Origin of the sequence: Methanobrevibacter sp. UBA412, from assembly GCA_002495685.1 — an archaeon.
Lineage (GTDB): Archaea > Methanobacteriota > Methanobacteria > Methanobacteriales > Methanobacteriaceae > Methanobrevibacter_A > Methanobrevibacter_A acididurans.
Genome location: DAGJ01000017.1, coordinates 1 through 16,608, shown reverse-complemented (window position 1 = coordinate 16,608; position 16,608 = coordinate 1). Strand labels below are relative to the sequence as shown.

The following is a 16,608-nucleotide window of genomic DNA, read 5'->3' as shown; positions in this document are numbered from 1 at the left end:
AAAAAAGTTATTTGAAACAATAAAAAGAAAAAATATTTAAGGTATTGTCATTTCCTCAAGTTTATGTTTATCACAAAAAGTTTTAAAATCACATGCATTACAAGTTCTCTCATCTGCATCTGCTTTCCAAGATTGTTTAATATTTTTACCCGCTAATTCACAGATAGTACTATTTTCAATATCCTCCACTACTTCATCAAATTTTTCTAAAGCGAAATTAATAGATTTATCTTTAATAGGAATGATTCTAACACATCTATCCATCATAAACTTTTCAGACAGTTTTGGATATTTTTTACTTACATCCCATTGTTTAATTAAATTTTCATCCCTACTATGACCTGATACATCGGATAAATTATTTTTTAAATCTTCTTGAATAAGTTGTAAATCTTCATTAGAAGGTGCTAACTCATTTAAATAAAATATAATACCTGCAGCTACAGGTTTACTACCTTCTTGCATGCTTCTTAACCATGCATATGTTTGTATTTGCCAATTATGACGAAGCCAATTTTTGCTATTTAAAGGTGGTCTTTTCATTCCTTTATAATCTATAATAATTTCATATTTATCTGATGAAATTTTCTTTATATTATTTTGAAAATCTTCATCTTTAAATAAATATTCTAATATTATGTTTTTTTGTTTATACTCATCTAAGCTTTTTTGAGGTTTAATATTCTCCTCTATCTTTATACTGCTTAAAACATCAATAACCCCATTAATACTATAATAATTACTCCTACTGTACCCATCTTTATAATTAGGCATAGTCCTCATACCTTTAAGTAATATTTCAGCATTATCTATTAAGGGAAATAAATATGGTCCTAATTTATTTATTGCAGTTTCTGCACGAAAACTATATAATAATTTATGAGGATGTTGATTAGTACTACATTGAGCTTGATTATTATTAGGATGAGTAAAATGACAGTAATATTTTTCAGGGGGATATAAACCTCTAACTTGTAATCTTTTATCAATTAATTCCTCTAATGGCCTAATATCTTTTTTCCAATCCCATGGGAAACTTTTATGAGCATCATTATATTTTAAGTATGCTTCTTCCATTATCCCATGAATAAATTCACCAAACCATAATTGTACTGGTTTACTTGGAGGTAAAGTTGCCTTGTTTTGATAACGATATTGTAGGTTACATGTTAAAAAACTTAGCAAATCTCCTGTTAAATTATATTCCGGCATTATAAATGCTTGACTTCTTGATGATAACTTCATAAGTTAGTTCCCTCCATTAAATATCTTTATATTAAATATATTTCATTAAAACCAATGTATTCTTCATCTCGACTCCATCCTAAGGCAACATTTGGAATTGTTTTATGTGTACTTTTTGTCATGTACCCATTAATATTAGGATACAAACCAATAAGAATTAAAACATCTTCTGCACGAGAAAAAGCTACAAAATATAATCTTGTTAAATCATCAAAATTACGATCAACAACATTACGTTTAGATTCACCTATTGTACTAAAAGATCTGATTTTATCTTCTAAACTTTCATTTTTAGGTTGTTTTTTGGGAAATCTGAATTGACTAGTGCTTGCTTGATTTTTATTAAATCTAGATCCCACATCAACAATAACAAGTGGAAATTCTAATCCTTTTGATTGATGAATACTCATTATATTCAAACGATTTTCAGGTAATGTATATAATAAAGATTCATCAATACTTACCCCACCCATAGATATAGGTATAAAAATATTCCAAATTGCTTCATTAATACTTTTACTTTCAATTTCACCTTTAGCATCAAATATAATATGTGCATTATATTCATTGAAAAATCCTGTTTGAGTTATTGTTTTTGTTATAGCTTCTAAATAAACTAAACCTTCAACATCATCCTGTAAATCTGGTACCCAAGTAATTAATTTATATGCAAGATCTATCAAACTAGCCCTATCAGGCCAATTATCTAATTTAAATGGTATTCTTGCTTGCCAATGTGTTAAAAAATCATTTAAAGAAATAGGCTTATTTGGTTCAGGTGATTGATCAACATATTCTAGTGCAGCTTTCCTCCATTCTCGCATATTATGATTTGCTATAGTAGGAATTTTATGAATACTTTTTTGGACTTTGCCTGCAGGATCAATACATTCCAACATTAAACCACAGAAAATTTTTACACAGGGAATTCCCTGTAAATCTTGCCCTCTTGGATTATAAACTTCAATTGGATTTTTTAATTTTTCTAAGCGTTTTTTTAAATAGTAAGGGAAAAGATAACCATTACTATTTTTTTCTTTTGGAGAGTAAGTTAAAAGAGCAATATCTGAAGGAGAACCATTTTTAGGATCTAACTGTAATTTAATAGACTCTTTATCTTTTGCTAAATCCATACTTAATTTACGACTATTTAATGCAATATCTGCATCATCACTACTAATTCTTTCAGAATTTTTAGAGGTTAAAACCCTTTTAACTGGTAATTCTACTTCTTTTCCTTCTACTAAGTTTTTAATTAATTTACTTAAATCAGCTGCTAATTGCTCCCCATTATTTCTAAACATTCCTAAAACTGGGATATTTTTCATATCTTCTCTTGCAAATTTAATTTGGGGTTTTTCTTTTACTCTTGCTTCTTGATAATGTGAATCTAATTCCACAAAATCATTACATAAATTAACAATATCTTTACTACTACGATAATTATTTTTTAAATTTATTTCAATAATTTCAGTATTTAATGATTTAGCTGCTCTTTTTTTATAATCTGTGAACAAATCAACAGTTGCGCCCCTAAAACGATACAAAGATTGATCATCATCCCCAACTACTGTAATATTTCCATTATTTTTTATAGCATGATTACCTATTTTAAAATAAATTTTTTCCTGAAGCAAGTTTGTGTCTTGATATTCATCAACTAATAAAATCTTAACATTATTTAAAAAAATATTTAATTTATTATTTTTCAAGCGTTTTAAAAATCGATATTCTAACATTACAAAGTCTAACATGTTACGATTTTCTAATTCATTAACATAATTTCGTATACAGTTTAAAGCAACCTTTGAACCTTCTGAATTAACATCATGCTGTATTTTATCCCAATCAATCAAATCATAATATAATCTATCTTTAATACTTAAGAGAATTTCACTCATTTTAGAAGGATTTGTTAAAACATCTCTCCCTAGAAGACTAGCTAGATACTTTTGTAAATCTTTATTTTTATAACGTTCATTTTTAAATAAACCTACATTTAACATAACACTTCGAGTGATGAAATCTTCAATGACTACCGGCTGTTTTGTTCCAGGATCCCTATGGATTCTCATTAATTCTTCAGCAATACTATCTAATGTACCTGTTAATATTTGATTTAAGTCTAATCTAACTAATTTACGTAAAATATCATCATCAGCAATTAACATTTTATTTATGATAACATCTTTTATTGTTTGTCCCCAACTAAGAATACGAGAACTTAATTCATTAGCTGCTTTTTTAGTAAATGTTGTTGCAAGAATCTCTTCAGGTTTAACATCATCAACAAAAATGTATTTTAAAATTTTAAGAACAATAACTGTTGTTTTCCCACTACCCGGACCTGCAACTAAAAATAAAGAATCATTTAAATTAGAACTTATTGCCTTATTTTGTTCAATATTTGAATTAATATCTCTACTTAAATCTTCTACGACAATATTTTTAAATTGACTATAAGTTATCATAAAATTATAATTTCCCCTTTTAACTTAAATGAAATTTTTTTTTAATTGTTTTCATTTATGTATGTTTTTTTATTTAATAATTAATTATTAAGTAATTTAAATTATAAATAAATTTCCTAAGAGCAAAAAAAAAGTAATCATTTTAAAAATAAACAATACATCTATAAACCGAATAAGCATGGAATAATATTAATATAATAAAAAATATAGATATTACATTATTATAAAAGAATTAATATAAGTTTTAAAGTATTAAATAAGAAAATTATTTAGGGTTATTATGAAAAAAACTGCTGTAGATAAATTTAAAGAAGATATTCGTTTCAAAGATAAAATTGCCCATATTGAAACAATACCAGGAAAAAAAGCAGAATACATGAAAGTAGATAATTTAGACCTTAATTTTATTGAATACTTTGAAAGTAAAAATATTAAATTATATAAACATCAAGCAGAAAGTATAAAACACATTCGAAATAGTGAAAATATAATAATAACAACACCTACAGCATCTGGTAAAACTTTAGCTTTTAACATTCCTGTTTTAGAAAAATTATATAATGATAAAAATGCTACAGCTTTATACATATACCCTGCGAAAGCTTTAAGTTATGATCAATTAGATGTTCTTAAAAAACTAGAAAAAGGTTTAAAAATGGATTTTAAACCAGCAACATATGATGGAGATACACCTAAAAGTTCACGATATGGGATTAGACAAAAAGCTAGAATAGTTTTAACCAACCCATACCAATTACACCATATTCTTGCTTGGCACCATCAATGGAAACGTTTTTACAGTAACCTCAAATTTATTGTGATTGATGAATCTCATTATTATAAAGGAATATTTGGATCCAATGTTGCATTTCTTATTAGACGATTAAAAAGAATTTGTAATTTTTATGGAAGTAACCCGCAATTTATTTTAAGTAGTGCAACTCTAGCAAATCCTACAGAATTAGCTGAAAGATTAACTGGTGAAAAATTTACATTAATCAGTGAGGACACTTCACCAAGTGGTGATAAAGATTTTATCTTGTATAATCCTTACAAAAAAAGAAATGGGAAAAAAAATGATGATGCTCCCAGTATTCATCAAGAAACAGAATATATTTTTATTTTTTTATTATTAAAAAATGTTCAAACTTTATGTTTCACTATTTCTCGTAAAATTGCTGAATTAATTGCAATGTGGGCTAAAAATGATATGTTAACATATAAAAAGCAATTGACTAATAAGATTACAGCATATAGAGCAGGATATTTAGCTGAAGATAGAAGAGAAATAGAAGATGGTTTAAAATCTAGAAAATATTTAGGAGTAACATGCACTAATGCTTTAGAATTAGGAATAAATATTGGTTCATTAGATGCAGTTGTTATAAGTGGTTATCCTGGAACAATGATTAGCGTATGGCAACAAGGCGGACGTGCTGGTAGAGGAACAAATAAATCATTGGTCATATTAGTTGCATTTGAAAATCAATTAGATCAATATTTTATGAAAAACCCTGAATTTTTCTTTGATAAACCTCATGAAAATGTAGTTATAGATTTAAATAACCCTATGTTAATTAAATCTCATTTAATATGTGCAGCAAATGAATTACCATTTGATTTTAAAGAATCAGAAGAATATTTTAATGCAACAAAATCAATATTAAATGATTTAGTTAAAGAAAAAGAAATTACAGTTACTAATGGTTTATATACTTACCCTTATGATGATAGTCCAAGTTTTACTTGTTCACTTAATCAATTAAGTAATGATTCTTTTAAAGTTATGAATAATAATAAACTTTTAGAAGTAATGGAACGTTCTCAAATGTATAGAGAAGCACATCCCGGTGCAGTTTTAATAAATAAGGGTGAAACTTACATTGTAGATAATGTGAATCTTAAAAGTCATTATGTGAATGTAATAAAACATAAAGTTAATTATCATACTAGTGTTTTAAAAAGTGTGAATATTAATATTATAAGTAAAATTAAAAGAGAAGAATTTGGAGACTTAACAGTGCATTATGGTGAATTAGAAGTATCCGAAGATTATCATAGATACAAGAAAATTCAATTCAGCAAAACTGTAGGTTCTTATATTTTAGATTTACCCCCATTAAATTTTAGAACTAAAGGGTTATGGTTCACCATACCAGAAAGTATAAAAAATAAATTAGAAGATACATTTGATGATGAAGAAGTGTTTGCTGGAGGTTTACATGGAACAGAACATGCTTTAATTGGATTATTCCCTTTACATGTTATGTGTGATCGATTTGATATTGGAGGATTAAGTACTAATTATCATAAAGATACACAAGAAGCTACAATCTTCATATATGATGCTTATGAAGGCGGAATTGGGATTACTAAAAAAGCAATAGAAGTATTTAAAGATTTAGTTAAGAGTACAAAAGATTTATTAGATAATTGTGAATGTGAAGAAGGTTGTCCTTCTTGTATTTATTCACCTAAATGTGGAAATGATAACAAACCGTTGCATAAAAAAGCTACAAAAACAATCCTTAATTATATGTATCATGAAATGGGACAAAAAACTAAATCACATTTAAAAAAGACTAAAAAACAAACATCAGCAGATAAGAATGATTACAAATCAAAACTAGAAAAAATAAATTCAGATAAATCAAAGTATAATGAAGCATTAAACTTTTATAAAAGTAATAATTTAACTTATGCAAAAGAAATTTGTAATGATATATTGAATGAAGATAAAACAAACTCTAATGCTTTATATCTTATAGGTGCCATATTAAATAAACAAGATGATAAATATGGGGCTGTAAATTTTCTTAAAAAAGCTATAAAAAGCAACCCATCACATATGGAAGCTAATGAATTATTATTAAATATAACAAAATAGTTTGTAATTGCTAAAAATTGTTTTAAACTTATATTAAAATAGTAAATAAAAATAAACCTGTTCAAAAATCAAATATAAAATTATATATAAATTAAAAGTAATAACTAAACAAGATACATATAATAATAATTTAAGAGGCTATTAAAATGAAAAATGTAGTCATACACGATCCTGAAAATAATACTTTAAGTAAGAAGTATATTAAGCCTACAAATTTCATTCCAAACATGAAAGAAACAAAAAGGGAGAAAAAGGATTTAAGTGATTTAATAAATTTATTCAATTTCATGAATTATGATTTAGATATATTAGAATATGACGAAAAACTTGATGAATTTATCATACTTTACCCAACAAGTTTAAGTAAATTTTATGAAATATTTTCAGAAAATCCTAAGGATACAGATAATATATTTGAAAACTTAACAAATAAAGAAATAAGTCATATATTTGAAGATATGGAAGAAACTTATTATTATAAAATTATTTATCAAACATTAAAAGGAAAAAATTTTAATATTTATCTAAAAATTTTCGAAAATCAAAATTTATTAAATATTATTAATCAAAAGTTAACAAGATTTAAAGATTATGTTTTAATATTAACCCCAAAAAATGAAATCCAATCCAAAAATACTAAAAAAAATGAAAGTCAAACAAATAAGTTAATTAAAGAAGAAAATCAAGTAGCTTATGTTTACTGGGACAGCAAAAATAAATATATGTGGACAGAACAAATTTTTAATATTTTAGAAATAGATTCTAAAAGCTTGAATCCTGAAGAGAACATAATAGCTAAACACTTAAATGAAGAAGAACATAAAAAATTAGAACAAAAAGAAATAGAAGCATACCTAACTTTTTCAGATTTTAATTTAATAACTTATGTGAAAACTAAATCAGGACTTAAAAGAATTTATTATTATGGTAAATTTTTCACAAGTAATGTTGAAGGTGTTGAATCATTTATAGGTTTTGTTCAGGATTTAAGTAAATATGATCCCAAAATCATAGATTCTTACTTTGAAGATGAGCATTTAAAAGATAACAACCAAATTAAAAATAATTTACAACTTATTTTAAGTTTAATGCAATTAGATACAAGATATAATTTTAATAATTCAGAAGAAATCATAAACAGTACAAATGCAAGAATTAGAGCTATGAGTTATATTCATGAACAAATTTATCAATCCCCAGATTTAATTCATATAAATTTAAAAAAATATTTAAAAAAACTATTAACCAGTTTAATAAGTGTATATGATTGTGACAATATAACATTCACAGTAGATTTAATTGAAGATGAAATAAATTCAAAATATGCAAACCCTATTGGTTTAATAATTAATGAATTAGTATTTAATTCCTTGAAACATGCTTATCCTGATAATGTAAAAGGAAATATTAATATTAATACTGAAATGAAAGATAATATTTTTATATTAACATACACAGATGATGGAATAGGATTACCTGAAGAAATAAATATCAATGAACCTCATACTTTAGGATTTATAATTATAAAAAATTTAATTGAACAAATAGATGGAACAATTACTGAAAAAAAATGTGAAGGTACAGGATTTGAAATAAAATTTAAAATAAAAAAATAATTTTAAAAAGGAGAAATGAATATAAATGGTAAGCAATGAAGAAAAAAAAGAAATACGGGAAAATATTATAAGTAAAACTAATAAATTACTTGAAGAAAACAATGAACCTTACAGAATGGATGAAGTAAGTATTCTAAATACAAAGGATAGTGTTGGTTTTATAGGAAGTATACGTATACATGATCCTGAAAAATTAAAAGTTATTAAAAAAGGTTTTACTAAAATTATTAAATCTTATGGTGATGCTACAATTAAAGAACGTCATGTAGTGCCATGCTGCGAATTACCTTATGATTATTTAAGTTTTAATATGAAAAAGTCTAAAGACTAAAAATTTAACTCTTTTTTAAATTTTTTTGATTAATATGGTAAGTCGTAGAAAAGAACACGAAGCATATTTAAATAAAGTATTATCTAATTCATTGACTAGTGAAAATCCCTCAAAAGAAACAATGCAAAAGGGGAAAAAAAGTAGTTCAAGTTTTTATAATGATTTAAAAAATGGATTACTTAAAAAATATGAAAATACTAAATTTGAAGATTTTCCAAATACTAATATCTGTGAGAATCAATATGGTGAAACATTAAAAATTGTTTCTAAAGAAAAAACTGATTTTAATCTTGAAAGTAATTCTGATTCAGTTACTTGTGATTTAAAAATTATTAAAGGTATTGGTCAAAGTACTGAAGAAAAACTTAAAAAATCTGGTTATAATAATATTCAATCATTATTAAATCATGCTAAATATTCTAGTAAAGCTGAAAATGTTTTAAGCAATATTGAAACTGATAATTTTAAAGATAAGATTAATTATATTAAAGAAAATAGTTCTAACAAAAATAATCTTTTAAAATGTGCCTGTGATATCCCACGAGAAAATTTTAAATTCATGGATATTGAAACTTTAGGATTAAGTAATGTTCAAATAATATTAATTGGTATGGCTGAAATAAATAAAAAAGAGATAATTACTACCCAATACTTATTACGTGATAAAAATGAGGAACCTGCATTAATTTATGAATTTTTAAATCAGTTAAATGAAGATGATGTTTTTGTAACTTTTAATGGTAAAAGTTTTGATGTCCCATTTATATTAAATAGAGCTAATTATTATAGAATAAATTTCCCTGATGAATTGATTAATTATGATTTAATGTATTATGCACGGAACTTTTGGAAAGATACATTACCTGATTGTAAATTACAAACAATAGAAAAAGAAATATTTAATATTGAAAGAATTAATGATGTTCCCGGTAATTTTATACCTAATTACTGGGAAACATTCCATGAAAATAATAATATTGGTCCTTTAATCCCTATTATTGAACATAACAATTTAGATGTAGTTAATTTAGCTAAATTTCTGAATTATATGTATAATAAAACCTGTTCCTTATGATTGGTTTTTAAATTCCTCTACTTGACGTAAGAATGTTGCTACACCCATACGTTTCATTGTACCTGCTAAACGTTCTTTTTGAGGCTTTTTACCATTTTTAGAATAGATTTCTTGAACTGCTTCTAAGGTTTCAAAGAGTTCTTCTTCAGATTCTACAAACATTTGAGAACCTTGAACCATTTCTCTTCCACCTTTTCCTCCAATATATAAAGAATATCCTTCGTATAAAACATCTTTTGCATCATTTGGACATGCATTAAAACATTTTCCGCAACCTATACAAATATCAGGATTGGTTATTGCAATGTCTCCACGTATTTCTAATGCATCTACTTTACATACATCTTGACATCTTCCACAACCTGTACATTTTTCTTCAATTGTAATTGGGTATTTCACACCATTTATACCAAAATCAGTGACTTGTGGACGTACACATTTATTAGGACATCCAGATACTGCAATTTTAAATTTGTATGTGAATGGTTTTTCTGCATATTTATCTTCACATTTTTCAGCTAAATCAATAGTGTCAATTAATCCTAACATACAATGTTGGTTTCCAGGACATGCCAATGTAGAACGTACTAAAGGCCCTTCTCCCCCATTGATTAATCCGATTTTACGTAATTCTAATAGAAGAGGTTCTGAATATTTTGGTTCTATTTCGTGAATCTCAAATTCTCCCCTATTTGTGAGTTTAACTTTCCCACCATATTTTTTTGTAATTTCAGCAACTTTAATAACAACATCAGCATCATAAAATCCTGCAGGGTTTGATCTGAATCTTACAAAGTTAAAACCATTTTGTGCTTGACCTATTCCACCATAATCCCCATTATAGTAATATGAATTGTATTGATTTTCTTTTTCTCTTCTAGCAACCTCTTTTTTAAACCTTTTCTCTTTAAATTCTCTCATTTTCTGGATATTTTTTACTTTGACTTCTTCTTGTAAATCAATATAATTTGCAATATCTCTTCCAGTTTCTGTTCTTACTATAATTGTTGTGTTTCCTTCAGGTGATCCTTTTTCACCAAAACTTATATCTGCTAATTGTGCATCAAAATCTCGACACATTAAACATCCAGGGGATAATGACATGTCACTTAGCTTAATTTTAGTGTCTTTATCTTTTGTTGATACAATAAAGTTCGGACCATCAACATTGAATTTAATAACATCTTTAATATCAATATTTTTGTTTTCTAATACTCTTGATAAATCTTTATAGTCAAATTTTCCTGTACAGAACAATCCTAGTACATATTTTATTTCAGGTAATTCTGCAGGTTTTCCATTTTTACCTCTTTCTGGACTATGTTTAGCTAAGTATTGATAATGTTGAATTTTTCTTAAACCTGCAACTTGACAAGGTAATGCTACAACTGCTACACGTTTTAATCCCATTTCACCTGCTTCACGAATGGCAGATAAAGAAGATATAGTATATTTACTTTTTCTAGCATCAGCTAACCCTTCATAACCTGTAACTATTAAACTTAATGGTTTCCAATGGTCATCCCCAACGACTATTGCCCCATCAATTTTATTATCTTCTATTAATTTTTGTAAAAAAGTAGTTACTACTCCTCCAGATTGCCCTTTAATATTTCCATTACCATAGTAATTTTCTTCAAAGAAATTTTCACGTATTGAAATTTGGTATGCTCCTGAATTTGTTCTTGGACATACTTCTTGGCACATACCATTACCTTCACGTAAACATTGTTCTTTTAATTCTGGTTGATTTGTGAAATCAATTAAATTATTTGGACATACTATACTGCAGGTTCCGCACTTAGCACATAAGTCTTCATCTACTATTTTATTTAATTGCCATTTATAATTTGGTGTTGCTGGTTCTTTTAAGAATTCTTCAACAATGCCAATATTATCTATAATTTCTTTTATGAATTCTTCATTAAAATCTTCATCACGTTCTTGGGCTAATGCATTTGCACGATCCCAAATTCTCATTTTTAATTCAGTAATAAAAGAATCATTATTTAAATCATATTTTTCATTTATTAATTGATCTATATATTTATTGATTTTTTTATCCATATCAATAGTTAACATGTTTTTATAATCCTCTTTTAACTTAATATATTTAATAAAAAAAAATAATTAAAAATTCTTTATAATTCACATACTTCTGGATTTAAATCTGGATTTAATGTTGATTTAATTGTATCAACAATACAATTTGCATTCCATCCTACTAAACCACTTGCTACTTCTTCAAGGTTTAATGGTACTTCTTCCATCCCATAAGGTCTTACAAGTATCATTGGTATTTTATGTTTTAATGCAGATTTTACAATACTATCTATTTTTTCTTTATTAGCTGTGTATATTCCGGCTAATAAAATTATCACATCAATATCTTCAAAAAAATGTGCTGGTACTTGTTCAAAGTCATCTGCACCTATACTGGTTTCTTTCCATAAGAAATCAGTTTTTGAGTATAGTTTTTCTGTGAATTGACCATACTCATTTTCTTTATCTTCACCACGTGTTATAAATATTTTATATATTTTATTGTCTTGTTCATCTTCAAACATTTTTATTAAATCCCCATTAAATTATTTTATAATGTAAATTTTTGATTGATTAATAAAGAATTTAATCTTTAAATTATTCTTCTGAAGTTTTAACTTCACTAATACCATTTTCTTTAGTTACAGATATAATATTATCTGCAGCAGTTTCTAATTCTGAATCATGAGTAACAATTAACATTTGAGGTAAAACACTCATTTCGCGAATAATATCTATCAATTCATGTCTTCTGTAACTGTCTAAGTGTATTGTTGGTTCATCAAGTAATATAGTTTCAATATTACCATGGCTCATAGATTGAGTAATACCTAGTCTTAATGCGAGAGCAATAGCTATTTTTTCTCCACCACTAACCATTTCAAGGTTAGATTCTCCTTCAGGACCAAATACTTTAATATTAAAATCTTCATCTATCATCAAATCACTATAATTAAAGTTAAATTGTTCGAAGAATTCTTTGGTATATTTTTGGATTAATGGTCTAGAACGTTCTCTTAAATCTTTTTGAACACCATCTTTACCATAAACACCTCTAATTTCAGTTAATAAATTCATGAATGATTCGTAATCTGCAAGTTCATTTTCTAATTCTTGGTTTTTACGAATTTTACGTGTTAAGTTTTCTATAGCTGGAATAATTTCGGTTACTTGACCTTTGATTTCTCCTATTTCACGTGTTACTTCTTGAATTTCTTTATTTAAACGTTCATATATGAATACTATATTTTCATATTTATCTTTATCATAATGAGAGGATTGAATATCTTCTTCTAATTTATTAATTTTTTTATTAATAATTTTGATATCTGATTTTTTATTTTCTAATTTATTATTGACTGATTTTTTTAAATGAATAGTACCTTTAAGTTCATTATAACGTCTATCCTTTTCAGTTAATTCATCAATTTTATTATTTAATTCATCTTCCTGAATTTTAGCACTTAAAAAACTATCTTGGGATATATCATCTTTTATGCGTTGAACTTGTAAATCAGTTTTCCCTGTAATTTTATAAAGTTCATCTTTAGCTTCATGTTCTTTACCTAAAGATTTAAGAGCACCTTGAGATTCAATATATTTATCATGATGTTGTTTTTTAGATTCACGATTTTCAGTTTCTTCTTTAATTTGCTTTTCAACTTCAGATAAACTATCTAAAGTATCTTGTTTTAAAGTTAATCTATCCGTTAATTCAACAATTTTATTTGTATTTTTATCTATACTTTCAACAATGTGTTTATTAGAATAAATTTGTTTCTCAATTTCTAATAATTCTTCATGTTTACTTATTAAAGATTTATTTTTAATTTCAAATTCGTTTATTTGAGCATTTAACTCTTCCATTTTAACTTTATTATCTTTAATAGTTTTTTTATAACCTTCCTGCAAATCTGATTTCTTTTCAGGAGTTATATCTGATTGACAAATAGGACATTTATCTCCAACTTTAGCTAAATCTTTTAATGGTAACTCACTACTTTTTATACCTTCACCTAAAACTACAATGTCTTTTTTATAATTTATAGCTAATTTTTCATTGTTCTTAACTTCATTTGAAATATTAACATTTAATGTATCAACAAAATGTTTTAATTTATTAAAATCTTTATAATCATCAAATGATTCATTAACATCTAAAAATGGAGAAATAATATTTTCTGCCCGTTTGAAGAATTTATCAGAAGTTATTTTATTATTTTCTAATTCAGTTTCAACTGATTTCTTTTCAGATTCTAATTGTTCAAAAACACTGATTTCTGATTGAATTTTAGATTTATTAGATTCTAAAGCTTTAATTTTACCTTCTAATTCAAGATAAGTATCATAATCCATTTTTTCTTCATCTAAAATCTTTTTATGAGATTCAATATCTTCTAAAATTTTCTCATATTTCTTTTGATCAGATTTTAATGATTGAATTTTATTGACTGCATCTTTAAAATCAAGATATATAGGTAATTTTTGAGAGTACTTTTCAAGTCTTTTCATTTCATTTTCATTATGAACAATTTCATCAGCTTGGTTTTGTAATTCTTTTTTATCCTCAACCATCTTTTTAGCATTATTTATTTCATTATTCAAGTTGGTTTGTAATGCTTCAAAAATACCTTTTTCTGTTTCCATTTGTCCTTTAGTAATGGCTTTTTGATCATGATCTTTATTAAGATTATTTAATTTTTCTTCAGCATTATTTCCTTTTTTACTTAAATTATCAAGTTCTTGTTTTTTAGTTTTTAATTCATAATTAAGTTCAGATTCACTTGAAAGTTTTCCTTTAATTTCTGAAATTTTCTTATCATATTCATTTAAGATAGGTAATAAATTTTTCCAAGCTGTTTCTAATTCTTCAAGTTTTAGAAGTTTACCAATTAATTCTTTTCTTTGTGCAGGTGTTTTTCCAACTAATTCTGCAATTTCACCTTGTCTTACATAAATTGCATTTAAGAATAAATCTCCATCCATTTCTAATAAAGATTGAATTTCTTTATTGACTTCTGCATCTCCACCAACAATTTTTTGGAATCTGTCTCCAATTTTTTCATATAAACCTGCATTTGAAGTAGTTTTAGTTCTTGTTCTTCTTATTTCATATTCTTTTCCATTAGCAATAAAATCTAATGTTACACTCATTTTTTCATTACTTTTATGAACATTATTTATTTTAATTAATTCATTAATTTTTTTCGCAGTATATTGTTTAAAGAGTGCAAAACTTATTGCTTCAAATATGGTTGATTTTCCTGCCCCATTTTCACCTACTATTAAACTTATACCAGGTTTGAAGTTTATTGTTGTGTTTTCATGTGATTTGAAGTTTTTAAGTTGTAATTTTTTAAAAATCATACTTAATCATCCTCCGTTTTAAATACACCAATTGTTTCCATTTCTTTTTTAATATCTTCTTCGGATACTTTTAAACCATTATCTCCAAAGTATTCATTGAAGAAATTTTCCGCTATTTTTTCGGATTCAGGTAGTTTATTTTTGGATAAATTATCAAATAAATCTACAGCTAAATGATTTACATCTTCATTTTCTAATTCTGACATTTTTTTGATTATTAATTGACGAGGTTCTAATGTCTTTTCATTTTGTATTATTTCTAGTTCTTCTTTAATTTTATCCGGATAGAAATGAGGTCTTATATAAGATGTGTATTCATCTAATACTTTGTGTACTGTGTCAAATGCTTCTTGTGTACTAAAGTTACCTTCTTCAACTGTGATATCCAAAAGGGGTTTAGTTTTTAATTTTATTATATTATTTTTTAATTCTTGAAGTTCAGCTAATAATTTATTGTAAGATACAGTTTTTTTGATAAATTCTCTTGGTAAATCTATTTTGATTCTTTCTGTTTCTGGGATGTCTCCGGACATGTCCACTAATACAAATCCTTTACCATTTTTTTGATAATCTTTTAATTCATTTGTTTTCCATATTTCAGTTGATCCGGGGTATACTAATTTACCATTTCCGTATGGTTCGTTTATATAATTATGGATATGTCCCATAGCATAGTAATTGAAATTTGTTGGTAATTCTCCTGTTTCAAGTTCATAATCAAATGGAAGGTATTTATCTATTCCTTGGTGAAGAATTATTATGCTTTTTTTATATTCTTCTGCTTTTTTACTTGCTTCTTGTATTTTTTTCATTAATAAAGGTTTCATAGATTTTGGTAAGTATGGTACTCCTGTTATACATATATCATCTTCTAAGTAAGATGGTCTTTTTGCACTTAATGGTCGAAATCCTAATTTTCTAAAAAGTGCTTGAGGAGGTATGAATCCTTTTCTTAGTACAGTATCATGATTACCTGTTATTCCATATATAGGTATATTTGCTTTCCGTAGTTTTAGTAATCCTTCTTGGAATGTTAGTAATGCTTTTGGTGATGGTCTATTTGTTTCAAATAGGTCTCCACTATGAATTACGAAGTCCACTCTTTCTTCTATTATATTGTCTACTACACTGTTGAAGGTGTAATAAAAGTCGTCTTCACGTTCTTGTAGGCCATATTGTCTATAACCTAAATGTGTATCTGATAAGTGAGCAAATTTCATTTGTTTTCTCCCTTTGTATTTTTTTTTGATAAATTTTTATTAATTTTAATTATTATGTTTTTTTTTGTTTTTATTCATTAATAATATTTTAGTTTTATTTAATAGTTTTATTTTGGTTTTAGTTTGACTTATTTAGTTAATTTTAAGTTTTCTATGTGTTTTTATTTTTTTGTAAGTTAAATATTTTAATTTTGTGTATTTTTTTAATTTTTTTAAAAATTTTAATAAAAATGTTTAGTTTTATTAAAAACAAACTTTATTGGCCAAAATAGAAATTATGATTTTTTTATTAAATTGGATAAAAAAAAGCTTAATTTTATAAATTTTATAATTTTTTGGCTCTGTAGAAATCCT

Annotated in this window: 10 protein-coding genes; 4 read left to right on the top strand and 6 right to left on the bottom strand. The window is 25.7% G+C overall.

The features are described from left to right. Positions 1-36: 36 nt before the first annotated feature. Together BP997_RS04865 and BP997_RS04860 are read right to left on the bottom strand one after the other, a co-directional pair. Positions 37-1,245, bottom strand: coding sequence for a PD-(D/E)XK nuclease family protein (locus BP997_RS04865; RefSeq protein WP_409197560.1), 1,209 nt, complete (start codon positions 1,243-1,245; stop codon positions 37-39). A gap of 26 nt (positions 1,246-1,271) precedes the next feature. Then, positions 1,272-3,716, bottom strand: a complete 2,445-nt coding sequence (locus BP997_RS04860) for a UvrD-helicase domain-containing protein (RefSeq protein ID WP_413828953.1) — start codon at positions 3,714-3,716, stop codon at positions 1,272-1,274. Between the two features lie 280 nt (positions 3,717-3,996). Between BP997_RS04860 and BP997_RS04855 the strand changes: the two genes are divergently transcribed. The 4 genes from BP997_RS04855 (at position 3,997) to BP997_RS04840 (ending at position 9,625) form a co-directional block, all read left to right on the top strand. After that, positions 3,997-6,603, top strand: a complete 2,607-nt coding sequence (locus tag BP997_RS04855; protein ID WP_409197562.1) for a DEAD/DEAH box helicase — start codon at positions 3,997-3,999, stop codon at positions 6,601-6,603. 146 nt (positions 6,604-6,749) lie between these two features. After that, complete coding sequence (locus BP997_RS04850) at positions 6,750-8,219, top strand: sensor histidine kinase (RefSeq protein WP_413828951.1); 1,470 nt, start codon at positions 6,750-6,752, stop codon at positions 8,217-8,219. Positions 8,220-8,244: 25 nt separating this feature from the next. Then, positions 8,245-8,550, top strand: coding sequence for a hypothetical protein (locus tag BP997_RS04845; protein ID WP_413828414.1), 306 nt, complete (start codon positions 8,245-8,247; stop codon positions 8,548-8,550). 34 nt (positions 8,551-8,584) lie between these two features. Next, positions 8,585-9,625 carry a ribonuclease H-like domain-containing protein gene (locus tag BP997_RS04840; RefSeq protein ID WP_413828949.1) on the top strand — a complete coding sequence of 347 codons (1,041 nt, stop codon included), beginning with the start codon at positions 8,585-8,587 and terminating at the stop codon, positions 9,623-9,625. On the opposite strand, the gene BP997_RS04835 is transcribed toward BP997_RS04840, so the two are convergent. The 4 genes from BP997_RS04835 to BP997_RS04820 form a co-directional block, all read right to left on the bottom strand. Then, a complete protein-coding gene (locus BP997_RS04835; protein ID WP_413828415.1) occupies positions 9,620-11,707 on the bottom strand; it encodes a Coenzyme F420 hydrogenase/dehydrogenase, beta subunit C-terminal domain in 2,088 nt (695 codons plus the stop codon). The two genes, BP997_RS04840 and BP997_RS04835, sit on opposite strands and share 6 nt — an antisense overlap. A 59-nt stretch (positions 11,708-11,766) precedes the next feature. Next, a complete protein-coding gene (locus BP997_RS04830; protein ID WP_409197568.1) occupies positions 11,767-12,192 on the bottom strand; it encodes a nuclease in 426 nt (141 codons plus the stop codon). Between the two features lie 73 nt (positions 12,193-12,265). Continuing rightward, positions 12,266-15,034 carry an AAA family ATPase gene (locus tag BP997_RS04825; RefSeq protein ID WP_413828947.1) on the bottom strand — a complete coding sequence of 923 codons (2,769 nt, stop codon included), beginning with the start codon at positions 15,032-15,034 and terminating at the stop codon, positions 12,266-12,268. 2 nt (positions 15,035-15,036) lie between these two features. Beyond that, on the bottom strand, positions 15,037-16,254 hold the full coding sequence (locus tag BP997_RS04820) for a metallophosphoesterase family protein (protein ID WP_413824032.1): 1,218 nt from the start codon (positions 16,252-16,254) through the stop codon (positions 15,037-15,039). Positions 16,255-16,608 lie beyond the last annotated feature (354 nt).

Coding starts and splice junctions, on each gene's coding strand:
- BP997_RS04865 (WP_409197560.1), bottom strand. CDS start 1,245: ATGAAGTTATCATCAAGAAGTCAAGCATTTATAATGCCGGAATATAAT.
- BP997_RS04860 (WP_413828953.1), bottom strand. CDS start 3,716: ATGATAACTTATAGTCAATTTAAAAATATTGTCGTAGAAGATTTAAGT.
- BP997_RS04855 (WP_409197562.1), top strand. CDS start 3,997: ATGAAAAAAACTGCTGTAGATAAATTTAAAGAAGATATTCGTTTCAAA.
- BP997_RS04850 (WP_413828951.1), top strand. CDS start 6,750: ATGAAAAATGTAGTCATACACGATCCTGAAAATAATACTTTAAGTAAG.
- BP997_RS04845 (WP_413828414.1), top strand. CDS start 8,245: ATGGTAAGCAATGAAGAAAAAAAAGAAATACGGGAAAATATTATAAGT.
- BP997_RS04840 (WP_413828949.1), top strand. CDS start 8,585: ATGGTAAGTCGTAGAAAAGAACACGAAGCATATTTAAATAAAGTATTA.
- BP997_RS04835 (WP_413828415.1), bottom strand. CDS start 11,707: ATGTTAACTATTGATATGGATAAAAAAATCAATAAATATATAGATCAA.
- BP997_RS04830 (WP_409197568.1), bottom strand. CDS start 12,192: ATGTTTGAAGATGAACAAGACAATAAAATATATAAAATATTTATAACA.
- BP997_RS04825 (WP_413828947.1), bottom strand. CDS start 15,034: ATGATTTTTAAAAAATTACAACTTAAAAACTTCAAATCACATGAAAAC.
- BP997_RS04820 (WP_413824032.1), bottom strand. CDS start 16,254: ATGAAATTTGCTCACTTATCAGATACACATTTAGGTTATAGACAATAT.